At 70.7% G+C, this 18646-nt stretch carries 17 protein-coding genes and 1 riboswitch; of the genes, 14 read left to right on the top strand and 3 right to left on the bottom strand.

What is annotated here, in order from left to right:
• Positions 1–11: 11 nt before the first annotated feature.
• The gene (locus ACSYGN_RS39345; protein ID WP_460405322.1) at positions 12–911 is read left to right on the top strand and encodes a universal stress protein; all 900 of its coding nucleotides are present in this window, start codon (positions 12–14) and stop codon (positions 909–911) included.
• A 15-nt stretch (positions 912–926) separates the two neighbouring features.
• The gene (gene ppdK / locus ACSYGN_RS39340; RefSeq protein ID WP_460405320.1) at positions 927–3611 is read left to right on the top strand and encodes a pyruvate, phosphate dikinase; all 2685 of its coding nucleotides are present in this window, start codon (positions 927–929) and stop codon (positions 3609–3611) included.
• Positions 3612–3794: 183 nt separating this feature from the next.
• Here ppdK and ACSYGN_RS39335 read toward each other — a convergent pair whose 3' ends face one another.
• Complete coding sequence (locus ACSYGN_RS39335) at positions 3795–4154, bottom strand: DUF6479 family protein (protein WP_460405318.1); 360 nt, start codon at positions 4152–4154, stop codon at positions 3795–3797.
• 162 nt (positions 4155–4316) lie between these two features.
• Between ACSYGN_RS39335 and ACSYGN_RS39330 the strand changes: the two genes are divergently transcribed.
• Positions 4317–4679: a ferredoxin gene (locus ACSYGN_RS39330; protein WP_460405316.1), complete on the top strand. Its 363-nt coding sequence runs from the start codon at positions 4317–4319 to the stop codon at positions 4677–4679.
• A 182-nt stretch (positions 4680–4861) separates the two neighbouring features.
• Here ACSYGN_RS39330 and ACSYGN_RS39325 read toward each other — a convergent pair whose 3' ends face one another.
• Complete coding sequence (locus ACSYGN_RS39325) at positions 4862–5425, bottom strand: histidine phosphatase family protein (RefSeq protein ID WP_460405313.1); 564 nt, start codon at positions 5423–5425, stop codon at positions 4862–4864.
• Between the two features lie 121 nt (positions 5426–5546).
• Positions 5547–5677: riboswitch (cobalamin riboswitch) on the top strand.
• 35 nt (positions 5678–5712) lie between these two features.
• On the opposite strand from ACSYGN_RS39325, the gene ACSYGN_RS39320 reads away from it, so the two are divergent.
• From ACSYGN_RS39320 to ACSYGN_RS39305, 4 genes are all read left to right on the top strand, one after another.
• Positions 5713–5934 carry a CbtB domain-containing protein gene (locus ACSYGN_RS39320; protein ID WP_460405311.1) on the top strand — a complete coding sequence of 74 codons (222 nt, stop codon included), beginning with the start codon at positions 5713–5715 and terminating at the stop codon, positions 5932–5934.
• Between the two features lie 25 nt (positions 5935–5959).
• Positions 5960–6733, top strand: a complete 774-nt coding sequence (locus ACSYGN_RS39315) for a CbtA family protein (protein WP_460405309.1) — start codon at positions 5960–5962, stop codon at positions 6731–6733.
• Positions 6734–6956: 223 nt separating this feature from the next.
• Positions 6957–8135: an acyl-CoA dehydrogenase family protein gene (locus ACSYGN_RS39310; protein ID WP_460405307.1), complete on the top strand. Its 1179-nt coding sequence runs from the start codon at positions 6957–6959 to the stop codon at positions 8133–8135.
• A 9-nt stretch (positions 8136–8144) separates the two neighbouring features.
• A complete protein-coding gene (locus ACSYGN_RS39305) occupies positions 8145–9038 on the top strand; it encodes an oxygenase MpaB family protein (protein WP_460405305.1) in 894 nt (297 codons plus the stop codon).
• 318 nt (positions 9039–9356) lie between these two features.
• Here the strand turns inward: ACSYGN_RS39305 and tnpA are convergent, their stop codons facing one another.
• The gene (gene tnpA / locus ACSYGN_RS39300; protein ID WP_460405303.1) at positions 9357–9788 is read right to left on the bottom strand and encodes an IS200/IS605 family transposase; all 432 of its coding nucleotides are present in this window, start codon (positions 9786–9788) and stop codon (positions 9357–9359) included.
• Positions 9789–9813: 25 nt separating this feature from the next.
• Between tnpA and ACSYGN_RS39295 the strand changes: the two genes are divergently transcribed.
• From ACSYGN_RS39295 to ACSYGN_RS39265, 7 genes are all read left to right on the top strand, one after another.
• Complete coding sequence (locus ACSYGN_RS39295) at positions 9814–11022, top strand: RNA-guided endonuclease InsQ/TnpB family protein (RefSeq protein WP_460405301.1); 1209 nt, start codon at positions 9814–9816, stop codon at positions 11020–11022.
• Between the two features lie 685 nt (positions 11023–11707).
• Positions 11708–12910, top strand: a complete 1203-nt coding sequence (locus ACSYGN_RS39290; RefSeq protein ID WP_460405299.1) for a helix-turn-helix domain-containing protein — start codon at positions 11708–11710, stop codon at positions 12908–12910.
• A 207-nt stretch (positions 12911–13117) separates the two neighbouring features.
• The gene (locus tag ACSYGN_RS39285) at positions 13118–13267 is read left to right on the top strand and encodes a hypothetical protein (RefSeq protein WP_460405297.1); all 150 of its coding nucleotides are present in this window, start codon (positions 13118–13120) and stop codon (positions 13265–13267) included.
• Positions 13268–13272: 5 nt separating this feature from the next.
• Positions 13273–13641 (top strand): DUF6415 family natural product biosynthesis protein, encoded by a 369-nt coding sequence (locus ACSYGN_RS39280; protein WP_460405295.1) that lies wholly within the window; start codon positions 13273–13275, stop codon positions 13639–13641.
• Positions 13642–14213: 572 nt separating this feature from the next.
• The gene (locus tag ACSYGN_RS39275) at positions 14214–15809 is read left to right on the top strand and encodes a phytoene desaturase family protein (RefSeq protein WP_460405293.1); all 1596 of its coding nucleotides are present in this window, start codon (positions 14214–14216) and stop codon (positions 15807–15809) included.
• Between the two features lie 110 nt (positions 15810–15919).
• The gene (locus tag ACSYGN_RS39270; protein ID WP_460405291.1) at positions 15920–17032 is read left to right on the top strand and encodes an NAD(P)H-dependent flavin oxidoreductase; all 1113 of its coding nucleotides are present in this window, start codon (positions 15920–15922) and stop codon (positions 17030–17032) included.
• On the top strand, positions 17029–18579 hold the full coding sequence (locus ACSYGN_RS39265; RefSeq protein WP_460405289.1) for an acyl-CoA synthetase: 1551 nt from the start codon (positions 17029–17031) through the stop codon (positions 18577–18579). The genes ACSYGN_RS39270 and ACSYGN_RS39265 overlap by 4 nt, the downstream gene beginning before the upstream one ends.
• The last annotated feature ends 67 nt before the right edge of the window (positions 18580–18646 follow it).

Below are 18646 nucleotides of genomic sequence, written 5' to 3'. Positions count from 1 at the left end.
GAGGTGCGCACATGCTTTCGCCCGTGATCGCCGGAGTGGATGGCTCGGCCGAGAGCCTTGCCGCTGCCGAGTGGGCCGCCCGCGAAGCCGTACGCCGCGAACGCTCCCTGCGCCTTGTGCATGCCTGGAACTGGCACCCCCACCAGAACACCGAACCCGCCTCCGCCGCCGCCCGGCATCTCGCCCGGCGTGTGCTCCGCCAGGCGGAGGACCGCGTCGCCCGTCTCTGTCCCGGCCTCGTCCTGAGTGACGAGCAGGTCGAGGGGCCCGCGACAGCGGCCCTGCTCCAGGTGTCCCAGGGCGCCGATCTCCTGGTCCTCGGCTCGCGCGGCCTCAGCGGCCTCGCGGGCTTTCTTGTCGGATCCGTCGCCCTGGGCGTCGTCGCACGGGCCGACGTGCCCGTCGTCCTCGTCCGGGCAGGCGAAGAACCCGCCGACGAGCATCTGCCCGCCGACGACGGAACTCCCTCCACCCGCACCGGCTACCGCGACGTCGTCCTCGGCGCCGATCTTTCCCGCCCGTGCGACGAGGTGATCGAGTTCGCCTTCCAGGCCGCCCGCAGCCGGCGGGCCCGTCTGAAAGTGGTGCACGCCTGGCAGCCGCCCGCTCCGTTCGCCCTCGGCCCCGGTGACATCGGGCTCGTCGAGGGCCCCCAGCGGGCCGGTGAATGGGAGAGCTTCCTCACCGCCGTCCTCCAGGTCTGGCGGGACAAGTACCCCGAGGTCGAGGTTGCCACGGCCGTGACCGAGGGGCGTGCACAGTCCGCACTGATCCGGGCGACCACGGGGGCGAGTCTCGTCGTCGTCGGCCGTCGTACCACCGCACGACCTGCGGGTCCGCGAACCGGACCCGTCACGCACTCAGTAATCCATCACGCCGGCTGCCCTGTGGCCGTCGTGACCCACGAATGAGAGGTCCGAGCCCTGATGAGCGCACCGATCAAGTACGTGTACGGATTCGCCGAGGGCAGCCGGGACATGGCCGACCTGTTGGGCGGCAAGGGCGCCGGTCTGGCCGAGATGACCCGGATGGGACTGCCCGTGCCTCCCGGCTTCACCGTCAGCACCGACGCATGCCGGGCCTACCTGAAGACCGGCCAGGAGCCGCCGGAGCTTGACGAGCAGGTCGCCGCCGCGCTGTCCCGTCTCGAGGACACCATGGGCCGCACCCTGGGCGAGGCCGGTGACCCCCTGCTCGTGTCCGTCCGTTCCGGCGCCAAGTTCTCCATGCCGGGCATGATGGAGACCATCCTCGACATCGGCCTCAACGACCACTCCGTCACCGGACTCGCCAAGGTGTCCGGCAACGAGCGGTTCGCGTGGGACTCCTACCGCCGCCTCGTGCAGATGTTCGGCCGTACGGTGATGGGGATCGAAGGCGACCACTTCGAGGAGGCCATCGCCGCCCACAAGGAGGCGAAGGGCGTGGCCACCGACCACGACCTCGACACCGAGGACTTCGTGGCCCTCACCGACGAGTTCAAGCAGATCGTCCTGAGGGAGACCGGCGAGGAGTTCCCGCAGGACCCGAAGACGCAGATGCACCGCGCCATCAAGGCGGTCTTCAACTCCTGGAACGGCGAACGCGCCCACATCTACCGCATGCGCGAGCACATCTCCGAGGACCTCGGCACCGCCGTCAACGTCCAGGTGATGGTGTTCGGCAACAAGGGCGACGACTCCGGCACCGGTGTCGCCTTCACCCGCGACCCCGCCACCGGCGACACGGGCGTGTACGGCGACTACCTGCCCGACGCGCAGGGCGAGGACGTCGTCGCCGGTGTCCGCGACGCACTGCCGCTGATCGAGCTGAAGACGCTCGACCCGGCCGCGTACGACACCCTCATGAGCCACCTGCACTCGCTCGAGGACCACTACCGCGACATGTGCGACGTGGAGTTCACCGTCGAGCGCGGCAAGCTGTGGATCCTCCAGACCCGTATCGGCAAGCGCACCGCCGAGGCGGCGTTCTGCGTCGCACGCGACCTGCGCGACGAGGGCATGATCAACGCGGCCGAGGCCCTCAACCGGGTCAACGGCACCGCCCTGACCCGCCTGATGTTCCCCCGCTTCGACACCAACTCCGACGTACCGCTGGCGCACGGCGTGGCCGCCTCGCCCGGCGCGGCCGTGGGCGCCGTCGTCTTCTCCTCCGCCGAGGCCGTCAAGTGGGCCGGCGAGGGCAAGCACGTCATCCTGGTCCGCCGCGAGACCACCCCGGACGACCTCCCCGGCATGATCGCCGCCGAGGCCGTACTGACCAGCCGCGGCGGCAAGACCAGCCACGCCGCCGTCGTCGCGCGCGGCATGGGCAAGGTCTGCGTCTGCGGCGCCGAGGCGCTCACCGTGGACATCGAGGGCAAGAAGTTCACCACCGCCGAGGGCGTCGTGGTCTCCGAGGGCGACGTCATCTCCGTCGACGGCACCGCCGGCAGCGTCCACCTCGGCTCGCTCCCGCTGACCGCCTCCATCGTCGGCGAGGCCCTGGAGTCCGGCACCTCGACCGGCCGTCTCACCGACGCCGTCCTCGAAGCCCTCACCGAGGCCGACCAGGTCCGCCGTCTGGAGGTGCGGGCCAACGCCGACACCCCCGAGGACGCCGTACGCGCCCGCGCCCTCGGCGCCCAGGGCATCGGCCTCTGCCGCACCGAGCACATGTTCCTCGGCGAGCGCCGGGAACTCGTCGAGGCCATGATCCTGGCCCGCGACGACGAGACGCGCAAGCAGGCGCTGGACGCCCTGCTGCCCATGCAGCGCGAGGACTTCGTCGGCATCCTGACCGCCATGGACGGGCTGCCGGTGACGATCCGCCTGATCGACCCGCCGCTGCACGAGTTCCTGCCCGACCTGGTGGAACTGTCCGTCCGCCTGGCCCGCACCGAGGACCCCGACCCGCGCGACCGCGAGCTGCTCACCGCAGTCGAGCGGATGCACGAGATGAACCCGATGCTCGGCCTGCGCGGTGTGCGGCTCGGCCTCGCCGTGCCCGGCCTGGTGGCCATGCAGTGCCGCGCCATCGCCGAAGCCGTCGCCCAGCGCCAGGCCGACGGCGGCACCCCGCGCGCCGAGATCATGATCCCGCTGGTCTCGACGGTCGAGGAGCTGAAGCTGGCCCGCGAGGTGGCCGAACGCGTCCTCGCCGAGGTCACCGAGGAGACCGGCCAGACGCTCGACTGCCCGATCGGCACCATGATCGAGCTGCCGCGCGCCGCGCTCACCGCGGGCAAGATCGTCAAGGCCGCGGACTTCTTCTCCTTCGGCACCAACGACCTGACGCAGACCACCTGGGGACTCTCCCGCGACGACGCCGAAGGTTCCTTCTTCCCGCTCTACATGGACCACGGGATCTTCTCGGTCTCGCCGTTCGAGTCGATCGACCAGGAAGGCGTGGGCCAGCTCGTCGAGATGGCCGTGGCCTCCGCCCGCGCAGTCAAGCCCGGCTTCCACACCGGCGTCTGCGGCGAGCACGGCGGCGACCCCGAGTCCATCCACTTCTTCCACCAGGCCGGCCTCGACTACGTCTCCTGCTCGCCGTTCCGGATCCCGGCGGCCCGTCTGGAGGCCGGCCGCGCGGCCCTGGCCGACGACACCAGCAAGAGCGACAGCCGCTGACACCTTGGAGGTGACTCACAGCCGGTGACACCAGGGAGCGTGTCACCAGGCCGGGCGGCCGCCCGCGGCGTGGCACTACGCCGCGGGCGGCCACCCGGCCGTTCTGCGTTTTTGTTTGTTCCGCTCGTTTCCGCGTGTTCCGCGATGAGGGGGTGCCGGGTTCGCTCCCGGTGGGCCCCGGTCCTAGTGGGCTCCCAGCCCGCCCCCGCCGAACGATCCGCTGGAGCCCCGGCTCCACCTCAGCCGTTTCGTCTCCGGGCTCGGCCGGGTCGACCGGTTGCTCAGCTCGTACGGGGTGAGCGGACGGCCGCCTTCCTCCACGACCACCTCCTCGGACTCCCGGTTCTCCAGCACCTCGTGGACCGCCCCGCCCTCCGGAAGATGCGGCTGTTCCTCCGGACGCGGCCGGGGCAGCTCCGTCTCCCGCACCCGGGTGGTCAGCCAGGCACCACCGGCCAGGACCGCGACGACGGCCACGGCCACCACGAAGAGACCTATGCTCAGCAGGCCGCTGGCGGCCAGCTGCATCGATGCAGTACCCATACCGGCCGAATACCCCCCGATCCGGGCGTCAACCGGGAGTCGACCGGGCGCCAACCGGCTGTCACGCACCGTGACCGTCCGGTCGCCGCTCGGTGCCGTGGCCGGGTGTCGGCCCGGCCGGACCGGTTTGGCGGCGGCCGGTGCGGTTATCCGGGTTGTGTGGTGACGACTACATCCCGGCAGGAGCTCATCCGCTTCCTGGAGGACCGCTTCGGCTGCGCCCAGGCCTGCACGGAGTGCGCCCACGCGTGCGCGGTGCGGGCGGGACTCCTCGACGGGGTCGGGCGGAGGGAGTCCGTACGGCGCCGGGGCATTCTGTGCGCCGAGGCGTGCGACGCCACGTGCCGGCTGCTGTCCGAGGAGCGTCAGGACGAGCACGGTCTTCGTGTGCAGGTGGAGTGGTGTCGGGCGGTCTGTCTGGAGACGGCGCAGGCGTTTGACACGGTGCCGTCCGCTGCGGGCGCGGCGGCTGCGTGTCGGACCTGCGTCCGGGCTTGCGCGGACTTTCTCGCCACGTTGCGGTGAGGCGGTGCGGCGGCTTGGGTGGTTGTTCGGGGCGGTTGTTCGGGTGCGGCGGCGTCGTGGCTGGTCGCGCAGTTCCCCGCGCCCCTTAGGGAGCTGCTCCGCCGCCTGCTGACAGGGGCCCGGCGCCTCTGAGGGGGGTGCTGTGCCCGGTCGTCGGCACGGTCCCGTGCGGTGTTCGTCGGTCAGTCGGCCAGGGGTCTTCCCGGTCGTAGGTTCCAGCGGTTCGAGCGGCCGCTCAACTCCACGGCTGTCAGGGGTGGTACGTCCACGCGCCAGAACGCTGTCTCCGGGGCGCCGAGCGCAAGCAGCACCGCCGCCCGCACCACCTCCGGTTCGACGACCGCTGTCAGCCGGCCCGATTCCGCCGACTCCAGCCATCTGCCCACCCGGGTGCACAACTCCCGTACGGATTCTCCGCCGTGAGGTGCCGCCGTCGGGTCGGACAGCCAGGTGGCCAGTGCCTCCGGCTCGCGGGCGCTCACCTCCGTGAGGCTCAGTCCGTGCCAGCGTCCGGCGTCCAGTCCCGCCAACTCCGGTGTCTCCACGGCCGTCAGGCCGAGCGCGTCGGCGGTCTCGCGGCACCGTACGCCGGGCGAGACCCGGACCCGCCCCGGTGCCGGAAAGGCATCCGCGGCCGAGCGGGCGGCGCGCAGTCCGGCGGGGTCGAGCGGGGTGTTGTCGTAGAAGCGGGCCTCCCGCAACGCCGTGCTGAAGGCGGGTGAGATCAGGATCACTCGGCTCGTCAACTGCCCATCCCCGCGCTCCAGTTCCCTTCGCATCCTGGCCGGTGACGGAGGGAAACCCCCGGTCGCCGCGCCCGCGTCCACTCCGTGCGGTCTTGGCCCCTTCCGCACTTCGCGGTACGGTCTCGTTCGATACGACGACGGTTCGGTTGGAAGCCGGTGAGATTCCGGCACGGTCGCGCCACTGTATGCCCGGTCCGCACCCCGTGTGCGATCCGGGCGAGTCAGACCCCCTGCCGTCGTCTCCTGCACCACCGAGACGGGACGCGAGTTCCCCAGGAGGTCCTGCCATGGCGCAGTCCGCTGTCCAGCCGACCGCTACGCCCACCGCCGTGCCCGCGAAGCTGCCGATCGGCGCGATCGTCCCCTGGGCGGTCTTCTTCGGCATCCTGATGCTGGTCCTGCTCTACTTCGTCGGCGCCGAACAGGGCGCCACTTCCGTGATGTCCGGAGACAACGTCCACGAGTGGGTGCACGACGCCCGCCATCTGCTCGGTTTCCCCTGCCACTGACGGCGGTCCGGAGACCCGGCAGCCCATGAACTCGGCAACTGTCCGCAACCTCCTGGTGCGTGGCATGCTCGCGGGTCTCGCCGCGGGCCTGCTCGCCCTCGTCGTCGCCTACTTCCTCGGTGAGCCGCGTGTCGACTCGGCCATCGCCTACGAGGAGGCGCATGCCCACGCGCACGAACACGGCGTGGAAGCCGTCAGCCGTACGATGCAGTCCACCGCGGGTCTGACCACCGGTGTACTCGTCTACGGCGTGGCGTTCGGCGGTATCGCCGCCCTCGCGTACTGCTTCGCGCTCGGCCGGATCGGCCGCTTCGGGCCGCGCGCGAGCGCGCTGCTCCTGGCGGCCGCCGGACTGATCGCGGTGTACGTCGTGCCGTTCCTCAAATACCCCGCCAACCCGCCCTCCGTCGGCGAGGCCGACACCATCGCCCGGCGCACCACGCTCTACTTCCTGATGGTGGCGCTCAGCGTGCTGCTGGCCGTCGCCACCGTGATCCTCGGCAATCGCCTCGCGCCGCGGCTGGGCAACTGGAACGCCACCGTCGCAGCGGGCGCGTTCCTCGTCCTGGCCGTCACCCTGGCCTATGTGTTCCTGCCGTCCGTCAATGAGGTCCCCAAGGACTTCTCGGCCACCCTGCTCTGGCAGTTCCGGCTGGCGGCACTCGCCGTCCAGGCCACCCTGTGGACCGCCTTCGGGCTGGTCTTCGGGGAGTTGGCGGAACGGCTCCTCGCGCCCCGGCCCGCGCAGCAGGCCGTCGCGGACAGCCCCGACCGGACCACAGCCGCCGTACCGCACTGACCCACGAGACCGCCGAACCCACCGCATCCGCCACACTCACCACACCCACCACACCCACGACCATGCTCCCCTCCAGGAAGGGCCCCCGGTACGCCGGGGGCCCTTCCCTGTGCCCGATCCCCGCCTCCCCGCCCCCGTTCCTGCCCGCCCCGCCATTCCCAATTTCTGAAACACGTTCTACCGTGTGCGCCGACAGGACCGCCCTGGTTCGCCTGGAGGCGCCGTGCATCTCGACCACACACCCGAGCAGCACCGGCTGCGCGCGGAACTGCGCGCCTACTTCGCGGAGTTGGTGCCACCCGGCTCGCACGCCGAGCACACGGAGCCCGGCGCGCAGAAGCGCTTCTACCGCGCGACCATCCGCCGCCTCGGCACCGACGGCTGGCTCGGCGTGGGCTGGCCCAAGGAGTACGGCGGACGCGGACTGACCGCGACGGAGCAGTTCGTCTTCTTCGACGAGGCCGCCCAGGCCGGAGTCCCGCTGCCCCTGATGGCGCTCAACACCGTCGGCCCGACGATCATGCAGTACGGCACCGACGAGCAGAAGGCCTGGTTCCTGCCCCGGATCCTCTCCGGCGAGATCGACTTCGCCATCGGCTACAGCGAGCCCGGCGCGGGCACCGACCTCGCCTCCCTCACCACGCGCGCGATCCGGGAGGGCGACGAGTACGTCGTCAACGGGCAGAAGATCTGGACCACCAACGGCGACACCGCCGACTGGGTGTGGCTCGCCGTGCGCACCGACCCCGACGCCCCGCCACACAAGGGCATCACCATGCTCCTGGTGCCGACCACCGACCCCGGCTACTCCTGCACCCTCATCACCACCCTCGCCTCCCACGACACCACCGCCAGCTACTACGAGAACGTCCGCGTCCCCGTCTCCCACCGGGTCGGCGCGGAGAACCAGGGCTGGCGGCTGATCACCAACCAGCTCAACCACGAGCGCGTCACCCTCGCCGCACACGGCACCATGGCGATCCGCGCCCTGCGCGACGTACAGCACTGGGCGATGGAGACCAAGCTCGCCGACGGCCGCCGAGTCGTCGACCTGCCCTGGGTACGCCGCTGCCTCGCCCAGACCCACACCCGCCTCGACGCCCTCAGACTGCTCAACTGGCGGATGGTCGGCGCCGTCCAGGACGGCACCCTCACCCCGCAGGACGCCTCCGCCGTCAAGGTCTACGGTTCCGAGGCACGCCGGGACGCCTACGCCTGGCTCATGGAGATCGTCGCCGCCGCGGCCCCACTCCAGGAGGGCTCCGCGGGCGCCGTCCTGCACGGCGAACTGGAACGCGGCTACCGCTCGGCGGTGATCTTCACCTTCGGCGGCGGCAACAACGAGATCCAGCGGGAGATCATCTCCTGGATCGGCCTGGGGATGCCCCGGGTACGGCGCTAGCCTGCTCGTATGACAGCCTTGCAGACCGGTGATCCCGGGCTGTTCGGACCGGAGTCCGTGACCTGGCAGGTTCATAGCGACCCGATCATGTGGGTCGCCGGCATCCGCGCCCTCTACCTCCAGGCACTGCACCCGCGCGCGGTGCGCGGAGTGATGCAGAACTCGGACTTCCGCCAGGACGCCTGGGGCCGCCTGCTGCGCACCGCGAACTTCGTCGGCACCACCACCTACGGCACCACCGAGGCCGCCGAACGCGCCGGAGCCCGGGTCCGGAAGATCCACAGCATGCTCGGCGCCACCGACCCGGACACCGGCGAACGGTACGGGGTCGACGAGCCCGAACTGCTGCTGTGGGTGCACTGCGCCGAGATCGACTCCTATCTCCAAGTCGCCCGCCGCTCCGGCTTCCGCCTCACCGACGCACAGGCCGACCGGTACATCGCCGAACACCGGGTCAGCGCCCGCCTGGTGGGCCTCGACCCCGGCGCCGCACCCGCCTCCCGGACCGAGATGGCCGCCTACTTCGAGCGGGTACGCCCCGAACTCGCCGCCGGACCCGAGGCACGCGAGGTCGACGACTTCCTGCGCCACCCGCCGATACACCCCCTCCTCGTCCCGGCCCGCGAACTGCTGTGGCGGCAGGTGGCGGGACTGGCCTACGCCTCCCTGCCGCCGTACGCCCATGAGCTCTACGGCAGACCCGCCCCCGCCCCGGCCGTCGTCACCCGGCGCCTGCGCCGCACCGGTGCCCTGCTGCGCGCGATCCCCACCCGGCTGCGCTGGCGACTGCCCCCGCAGCACATCGTCCGCGCCATGGCCCGCCTCGGGCCGGGGTCCAGACCGACGCCGCACGGACCCGGGCTGTCCGGCCTGCGCGGGCTACCCGGGTTACCCAGGCGGTGAGCGGGGGCGCTCGGCGACACTCGCTCTGGACCCGCAGCACCGTCAGTACAGCTGACCTCACCGCCTCCGGTGAACGCCCAAGTGGCGTTCACCGGAGGCGGTTTTCGTACCTTGAAGGAAATCGAGTTGGAGACGCGCGCACCGCGACCTAGGGTTGGGCGTGCCCAGGTGCCCAGGTGCCCAGGTGCCCAGGTGCCCAGGTGCCCAGGTGCGCAGGCAACGGCTACCTGGTCTATTCGTGGTGCACCGGGCTTCAGCCCGGTGGTGAAGCGGATCTGAGAACTGCTCTGACCTCAGCTGTGCACGGGTCCGCACTGTTCACGTCAGCCCGGGTCGGAGCGGCCGGTTCTGCTGCTCGATGTACTGCTTCACGATGCTGAGCGGCGCACCGCCGGCCGATCCGGCGAAGTACGAGCCGGACCACAGGCTCTGTGCCCGCCAGTAGTGGCGGACGAGGTCGGGGAACTCCTGGCGGAGTCTGCGCGAGGACACGCCCTTGAGGGAGTTCACCAGCCTGGAGACGGCGACCTTCGGCGGGAAGTTCACGAGCAGGTGGACGTGGCTGGTCTCGCCGTTGAACTCGACCAGCTCGGCCTCGAAGTCCTCACACACGGCACGCATGATCTCCTCGCAGCGCGTCAGATGCCGGTCGGTGAAGACGGAGTGCCGGTACTTCGTCACGAAAACCAAGTGGACATGCATGCGGAAGACACAGTGACGGCCTGTACGAACGTTCTCATCGATACCCATAGACCAACTGGGTACCATGATCCGTGTGCAGCTTCGGTACAGCTTTCGCCTGTACCCGGGTGCCAGTCAGCGCACGGCGTTGGCGCGGGCGTTCGGGTGTGCGCGGGTGGTCTACAACGACGCCCTCAGGGCCCGGGAGACCGCCCGCAGCGAGGGCATGCCGTTCCCGAAGACCGGCGACCTGTCCAAGTCGCTGATCACCGAGGCGAAGAACACTCCGGAGCGAGCGTGGCTCGGCGAGGTCTCCGCCGTCGTCCTCCAGCAGTCCCTCCGCGACCTGGACACGGCATACCGGAACTTCTTCGACGGCCTGAAGGGCAAGCGCCCGCGCATGGGCGCGCCCCGGTACAAGTCGCGCAAGGACACCCGGCAGGCCGTCCGGTTCACCGCGAACGCCCGCTGGTCGATCACGCCGGGCGGGAAGCTGCGCCTGCCGAAGATCGGCGACCTCAAGGTGAACTGGTCCCGGACGCTGCCCTCCACGCCGTCCACGGTGACCGTGGTCAAGGACTCGGCGGGCAGGTACTTCGCGAGCTTCGTCGTAGAGACCGGACCGTCCGAGGTGCTGCCGGAGACAACGCCGGAGCTGGGCATCGATCTCGGGCTGGGGCACTTCGCGGTTCTGTCGGACGGGACGAAGGTCGACAGCCCGCGCTTCCTGCGCCGGGCCGGGAAGCGTCTGAAGAAGACGCAGCGCGCCCTGTCCCGCAAGGAGAAGGGCTCCCGCAACCGGGAGAAGGCCAGGGTCCGCGTCGCACGGGCACACGCCCGTGTCGCGGACGCGCGCCGCGAGTTCCACCACCAGCTCTCCACGAGGCTGATCCGCGAGAACCAAGCGGTCGCCGTGGAGGACCTGGCGGTGAAGGGACTCGCCCGCACGCGCCTGGCCAAGTCCGTCCACGACGCCGGATGGTCGGCGTTCGTGGGCATGCTGGAATACAAGGCCGCCCGGTACGGGCGCACCTTCGTGAAGATCGGCCGCTTCGAGCCCACCTCGCAGGTGTGCTCGCAATGCGGCGTCAAGGACGGCCCCAAGCCCCTCCACGTCCGCGTCTGGACATGCGGGGCCTGCGGGGCGGTCCTGGACCGGGACGACAACGCGGCGGTCAACGTCGCCAGGGCGGCCGGACTGGCCGTGCCAGCCTGTGGAGCGCAGGTAAGACCGGAACGTGTTCCGGCACCGCGCGACGAAGCAGGAACCCACCCGACACCGCAGCCTTCAACGGCGCGGTAGGCGGGAATCTCCCCCCTTCAGGGGGGAGAGGATGTCAATTCGACTGTTAATCGAGTGGTTGCAGGTTCGAGTCCTGTCGTCGGCTTCGGCCGGTGTAGCTCAATTGGTAGAGCGCTATGTGCCGTCGCCGACTTGACCTCTGGACCCACAACTTCAGACGCACCTCCCGGTGTGCAGGCCGCGGTTACTTCCTTCCACTGCAAACGGAATCCCACCGCCGCCGCCTTGATCTCGGGAGGCACAAGCGCCGGGGTGCCCGGTGCGCAGGCAACGGATTCTTCCTGTCTCTACAACAGGGGACCCGGGTTCGAATCCCGGCGGCCCGGCTTCGGCCGGACTGTGGTGCAGCGGCCCAGCATCCTCGTACCGTCGCCGAACTGATCTCGGGCACCCTCACGCTGACCGCCTCCTCCAGCCCCAGCAGAGGAGGCATTCTCATGTCCCGCTTCAACGCCCGCACTTCGCGCCCCGCCGCGCGCGTCCCGGTCACCACGACCGGTGAGCACACCAGCACCCACGAAGGCGGCGCCGCGTACGTCCGGGACGCGAAGGGCGACCTCTTCCTGCTGGCCGTCACGAACATGGTCGGCCAGAACGCCCCCCATCGTGGGAGATGGGGGCCAAACGCCCTTCCCCCGAGGTCATCGGGGGTACCTTCGAGGTGTCGAGACTCGAAGGGGCCAGTATGCCCGACACCGCCTTTGAGACCCCAGACCGCATCGGGGCACGTATCCGAGAATTCCGAGCCATCCGCGACTACTCGCTGTCCGAACTCGGCCGGCGCGCACACGTCTCGCCGAGCCTCCTATCCCGCATCGAGAATGGCGACCGCGCGGCGAGCGAATCCGTCCTCGCCTCCGTCGCACGGGCCCTCGCCGTGAAGGTGTCCGTCCTCCGAGGCCAGCCGTTCATCCAGACCCTTCAGGGGGAACAGCTGGACGCATTGCTGGAGCCCATCAGTGCCGCTTTCGATGACTGGGACCTGCCGCCGGACGACGCGCCGCCGCCGCGCCCGCTGGAAGTCCTTGAGCAGGATGTGCGCCGTCTTCGCGAGCTGCGCATCAAAGCCCAGTTCACTGAGATCGCCGCCGACCTCCCCGGGCTGATCTCCGAACTTGCGCTCAGCACGCAGCTTCACGCAGCACCCGGGACCGACCGCGAACGCGCTCATGCGGCACAGGCCGAGATCTCTCGTACAGCGGCGATTGTGGCTTACCGGATCGGATACATGGACTTGGCGCGGCTCGCCCTCGCCCGGATGGCCGTGGCCGCACCCCAGTCAGGTGACCCCCGGCAGGTTGCCATCGAGCGGTACGAGCGCGCGCAGATGGCCGCGGACAGCTCACGCCTCGACCGGGGCGTGTCGCTCATGAAGCACGCGCTGCGAGAGCTGGACGACGACGGTACGCGGCCCACTCGGGCCGTGCGCGGCACGCTCCAACTGCGAGCCGCGACCCTGTCGGCGCGCAACGGCAATGAGAGCGGCGCCGCCGACTGGATCAGCGAGGCCGGCGAACTCGCCACGCAGACTGGCGAAACCCGTGACTACGCCCTCGCCTTCGGACCGCTGAACGTCCGCCTTCACGAGATCTCTGCGGCCAGCGACCAGAACGACTACGACCAAGCCCTGTCCGTGGCCGCAGAGGTGCAGTTGCCCGACGACTATCCCCCTACCCGTGCAGCGCACTTCTGGATCGACAAGGCCAACGCCCAGACATGGACGGCTCAGCAGGAGCAAGCCATGAAGTCGCTCCAGGCCGCCCGGTCTGCGTCCGCGCAGCTGACCCGCTACCACCACTCAGTTCACGAGACCGTGGCCACGCTGCTCCGAGCGCGCCCGCGCGCCAGCGAAGAACTCCGGCAGTACGCCCTGTGGTGCGGCGTGTAGCACATCTGTGAACACCCGTCAAGCACTGTGGCGTTGACACCTCCGTCAACGCCACAGTGCTTTTCAGTCGGCACTCTGAGTCAGCAAGCAAGACCCCGGCAACCGCGCGAACGGCCCCGGGGCGTGGCCAACGCTGAAAGGAGCGTCAACACAATGAACGCTACAGCCCCCGAGAATCCGCCGTGCCCACCGGGCTCGAAAATGACGATGCGCGTATACACCGTGGACCGTACCGGCGCGGTGAAGGAGGACCGCGGCACGGTGAACGTCCCGTACGCCCAGGACCTGCCGCCGATGATCTCCGTGAACCCGCCCTGTGAGTGCCCGCGCTGTCGGGCCGGGCTGGTCGTGCGGTGAGCGCGGTGACCGGACACGACAGCGCCGTCCATCCGCTGGACCTGACGGTGATGAGGGAGACGGCGCAACTGCTGCTGCGGCCGCACGAGGCCCCCGACATCCTGCCGCCCGCCGTCCGGGAGCTGGATGTGCTGACCGGCACGATCCGCGGGCACCTGGCCCTTCTCGTCCCGGAGGTTGAGACGGCGGCGCGCAAGCTCCAGAAGGGGAGCATCCCGCGCTACACGGCGCTGGGGTGTGTGTGGGAGGCGCGCAGCCGGATGGAGAGCGAGCCGAGCACGAGGACCGGCGGGGCTGCTGCCCACGCCCGGCGTATGGCACGCGTCCTGGTCGACCTGTGTGACAAGTACGAGCGGCTGGGCGGCGGCTCGTGAGCAGGCCGTCCGCCCCGCGCGCCCGGGCGGCCCCGCCGGTTCTGTCAGCGGAGTGCGCGCTGGCCTCGCAGCCTGGCTATGGTGGCCTCCACGCCGCTTGCCGCCAGACCCGGGACATCCCGTTGCCGCACTCCAACGGCATCGTGCTGGTGCCCCGCTGCGGCTGCCGCTGCCACGTGCGGGCGGGGCATGCCGCGTGAAGGCGCTGCTGGGTCTTCTCATGTACGTGTCCCTCGTGACGGGCCCGGTCCTTGCTGTGGTGCTGGCGCGGGCCTCCGGCTGAAGCACCCCCAGGCGACCGCAGGGTGAGGGTCGCACCGTGAACGCCCGGCCCTGTCGGTGTCCCGCAAGTCGTCGGTGGGGCCGGGCCCCCGCTCCGCCCGTCCTTACCCCCGTGGCGGATGGGCGGAGCCTTCCACGTCGGCCGTGATGGCGGAGACGCAGGTGCGCTTGCGACGCCGCTCAATGATCCAGTCCGGGTTGTCGCGAGGCACTCGAGACTGAGCCGGGCCGCTCGTGTGCCCGCCGTCGCCTTCTGGCCGCCGTAGATCGGCCCGTGTTACCAAGAACCCATGACCGCACCCGAGGCAGCTCAGGTACCCCCTATCCACGGACCCCGCAGCCACGACGTCGTCATCGTGGGCGGAGGACACAACGGCCTGGTCGCCGCCGCCTATCTGGCCCGCGCCGGGCGGTCCGTGCTGGTGCTGGAGCGGCTCGGCCGCACCGGGGGAGCGGCCGTGTCCACGCGGCCCTTCGCCGGGGTCGACGCCCGGCTGTCGCGCTACTCGTACCTCGTCAGCCTGCTGCCGCAGAAGATCGTGCGGGACCTCGGGCTCGACGTCCGGCTGCGAACGCGGACCGTGTCGTCGTACACCCCCGTCAAACGTGCGGGACGCCCCACCGGGCTGCTGGTCGGCGGCGGCGAGCGGCGCACCCGGGAGGCCTTCGCCCGGCTGACCGGCTCCGACCGGGAGTACAGGGCCTGGCAGCGGTTCTACGGCATGACCGGCCGCGTCGCCCGGCGGGTGTTCCCGACCCTCACCGAACCCCTGCCCAGCCGCGAGGAGTTGCGCCGCCGCGTCGACGACCCGGAGGCCTGGCGGGCGCTGTTCGAGGAGCCGATCGGAGTCGCCGTGGAGGCGGAGTTCACCGACGACCTGGTGCGGGGCGTCATCCTCACCGACGCCCTCATCGGCACCTTCGCCGACGCCCACGACCCTGGCCTGCCGCAGAACCGCTGCTTCCTCTACCACGTCATCGGTGGCGGCACCGGCGCCTGGGACGTCCCGGTCGGCGGCATGGGCGCCCTGACCGACGCCCTCGCGGACGCGGCCCGCGCTGCGGGCGCCACGATCCTCACGGGGCACGAGGCCGTCCGTGTCGACACCGACGGGCGGCGGGCCGAGGTCACCTACCGCACCTCCGACGGCGAGGGCGTCGCTGCCGCCCGTCACGTGCTGGTGGGCGCCTCGCCCCGGGAGCTGGCCGCCCTCACCGGCGACGAGCCGCCCGAACCCGCCGAGGGCGCCCAGCTCAAGGTGAACATGCTGCTCACCCGGCTGCCCCGGCTGCGCGACACCGCAGTCGATTCGCGCGAGGCGTTCGCCGGGACCTTCCATATCGCCGAGGGCTACGAGCAGTTGGCCGCCGCACACGCCCAGGCGGCCTCCGGCACCCTGCCCGCCGCCCCGCCCTCCGAGATCTACTGCCACTCCCTGACCGACCCGACGATCCTCGCCCCGTCACTCGCCGAGCGCGGCTGGCAGACGCTCACCCTGTTCGGACTGCACACCCCCGCACGCCTGTTCGCCCGCGACAACGACGCCGTGCGCGAGGAACTGCTCGCCGCCACCCTGGCCCAGCTCGACGCCCACCTTGCCGAACCGCTGGCCGACTGCCTCGCCACCGACGCCGACGGCCGCCCCTGTATCGAGGCGAGGACCCCGCTCGACCTGGAACGCGACCTCGGGCTGCCCGGCGGCAACATCTTCCACCGCGCGCTCTCCTGGCCGTACGCCCAGGAAGGCACCGGCCGTTGGGGCGTGGAGACCCGGCACCCCAATGTGCTGCTGTGCGGGGCGGGCGCGGTGCGCGGGGGAGGGGTGAGCGGGGTGCCGGGGCACAACGCGGCGATGGCGGTGCTGGAGGCGGGCGTGGAGGGGTGATGGCCGGCACTTGGCGTGCGGATGATCGGTACTGGCGTGTGGCCCAGAAAATCTGACGGTGCATCAGAAAAGGCCTTCCGTCGTCCGGAGGACTGCGGCATCCTGCGCCCATGCAGACGGAGCTGAGCGATTCCCTTGGCATCGAGCACGCCCTCTTCGGCTTCACGCCGTTCCCCGCCGTCGCCGCGGCCATCAGCCGGGCGGGCGGCTTCGGGGTGCTCGGCGCGGTCCGCTACACCGCACCGGACGACCTCCAGCGCGACCTCGACTGGCTCGACACACACACCGACGGCCGCCCCTACGGCCTCGACGTCGTCATGCCGGCCCGGAAGGTCGAGGGCGTCACCGAGGCTGACGTCGAGGCGATGATCCCCGAGCAGCACCGGCAGTTCGTCGCCGACACCCTCGCCAAGTACGGCGTCCCCGAACTGGCGGAGGGCGAGGCGTCCGGGTGGCGGATCACCGGGTGGATGGAACAGGTCGCCCGCACCCAGCTCGACGTCGCCTTCGAGCACCCGATCCGGCTACTGGCAAGCGCCCTCGGCTCCCCGCCGCCCGACGTCGTCGACCGCGCCCATGGGCAGGGCATCCGGGTCGCCGCCCTCGCGGGCAGCGCACGGCACGCGATCAAGCACCAGGAGGCGGGCATCGACATCATCGTGGCCCAGGGCTACGAGGCCGGCGGCCACACCGGTGACATCGCCTCCATGGTGCTCACCCCCGAGGTCGTCGAGGCCGTCGCCCCGCTGCCCGTACTGGCCGCGGGCGGCATCGGCGGCGGTGAGCAGGTCGCCGCCGCGCTCGCCCTCGGCGCCCAGGGCGCGTGGCTGGGCTCGGTGTGGCTCACCACCACCGAGGCCGAGATGCACTCGCCCGGCCTCACCCGCAAACTCCTCGCCGCGGGCTCCGGCGACACGGTCCGCTCCCGCGCCCTTACCGGGAAACCCGCACGTCAGCTCCGTACCGAATGGACCGACGCCTGGGACGACCCGGACGGACCCGGCACTCTCCCCATGCCGCTGCAAGGCCTGCTGGTCGCCGAGGCCGTCTCCCGCATCCAGAAGTACGAGATCGAGCCGCTGCTCGGCACACCGGTCGGGCAGATCGTCGGCCGGATGAACAGCGAACGCAGCGTCCAGGCGATCTTCGACGACCTCACCCGAGGCTTCGAGAAGGCCGTCGCGCGCCTCGACCGCATTGCCGGAAGGAGCGGCCGCCCGTGACCACGCCCCCCACCGGATTCTGGGCCCAGGCCGGCGCCGACCCCGACCGCGGCGTCCTGGTCGCCCCCGACGGCACGCAATGGACCGCTGGCCGACTGCACGCGGACGCGAACCGCCTGGTCCACGCCCTGCGTGCCGCGGGCCTGGAACGCGGCGACGCGCTCGCCGTCGTCCTCCCCAACGGCGTGGAGTTCCTCACCGCGTATCTCGCCGCCAGCCAGGCCGGGTTCTACCTCGTCCCCGTCAACCACCACTTTGTCGGCCCGGAGATCGCGTGGATCGTCGCCGACTCCGGCGCCAAGCTCCTGATCACGCACGAACGGTTCGCGGACGCGGCCCGCGCCGCCGCCGACGAGGCCGGACTGCCGACCAGCCACCGGTATGCGGTCGGCACCGCAGAGGGCTTCCGCCCGTACCCCGAACTCCTGGCCGGACAACCGGAGTCACCGCCTGCCGAACGCACCCTCGGCTGGGTCATGAACTACACCTCGGGCACCACGGGCCGCCCCCGCGGCATCCGCCGCCCGCTGCCCGGCAAGCAGCCCGAGGAGGCGTACCTGGGCGGCTTCCTCGGCATCTTCGGCATCAAGCCGTTCGACGGCAACGTCCACCTGGTCTGCTCGCCGCTCTACCACACGGCCGTGCTCCAATTCGCGGGCGCAGCCCTGCACATAGGCCACCCGCTGGTGCTGATGGACAAATGGACCCCCCAGGAGATGCTCCGCCTGATCGACACCCACCACTGCACCCACACCCACATGGTCCCCACCCAGTTCCACCGCCTCCTGGCACTCCCCGAGGAGGTCCGGACCCGCTACGACGTCTCGTCCATGCGGCACGCCATCCACGGCGCCGCGCCCTGCCCCGACCATGTGAAACGGGCGATGATCGACTGGTGGGGGCCGTGTGTCGAGGAGTACTACGCCGCGAGCGAGGGCGGCGGAGCCTTCGCCACCGCGGCCGACTGGCTGAAGAAGCCCGGCACGGTGGGCAAGGCCTGGCCCATCAGTGAACTCGCGATCTTCGACGAGGACGGCAACCAACTCCCGCCAGGTGAACTCGGCACCGTCTACCTGAAGATGAACACCGGCGGCTTCGCCTACCACAAGGACGAGGCCAAGACGAAGAAGAACCGCATCGGCGACTACTTCACGGTCGGCGACCTCGGCTACCTGGACGAGGACGGCTACCTCTTCCTCTGCGACCGCAAGATCGACATGATCATCTCGGGCGGCGTCAACATCTACCCCGCCGAGATCGAGTCGGTCCTCCTGTCCCACCCGGCGGTGGCCGACGCCGCGGTCTTCGGCATCCCGCACGACGACTGGGGCGAGGAGGTGAAGGCGGTGGTGGAACCGACAGAGGGCCAGACCCCCGGCGAGCCCCTGGCCCGGACCCTCCTGACCCACTGCGCCACCCACCTGGCGGCTTATAAACGCCCGAGGACGATCGACTTCGTCACGGAGATGCCGAGGGACCCCAACGGCAAGCTCTACAAACGCCACTTGAGAGACCCGTACTGGAAAGCCCGCTCCCGAGCGGTATGACCCCCGGCCCTCCAACACGCGCCCCAAAGCTTGACTCTGTCGGGGATCTTGGAGTTTCCCGGTGCGA

Source organism: Streptomyces sp. YIM S03343, assembly GCF_054729195.1.
The sequence above is the reverse complement of the archived record's forward strand: the minus strand, read 5'-3'. Positions and strand labels throughout refer to the sequence as shown.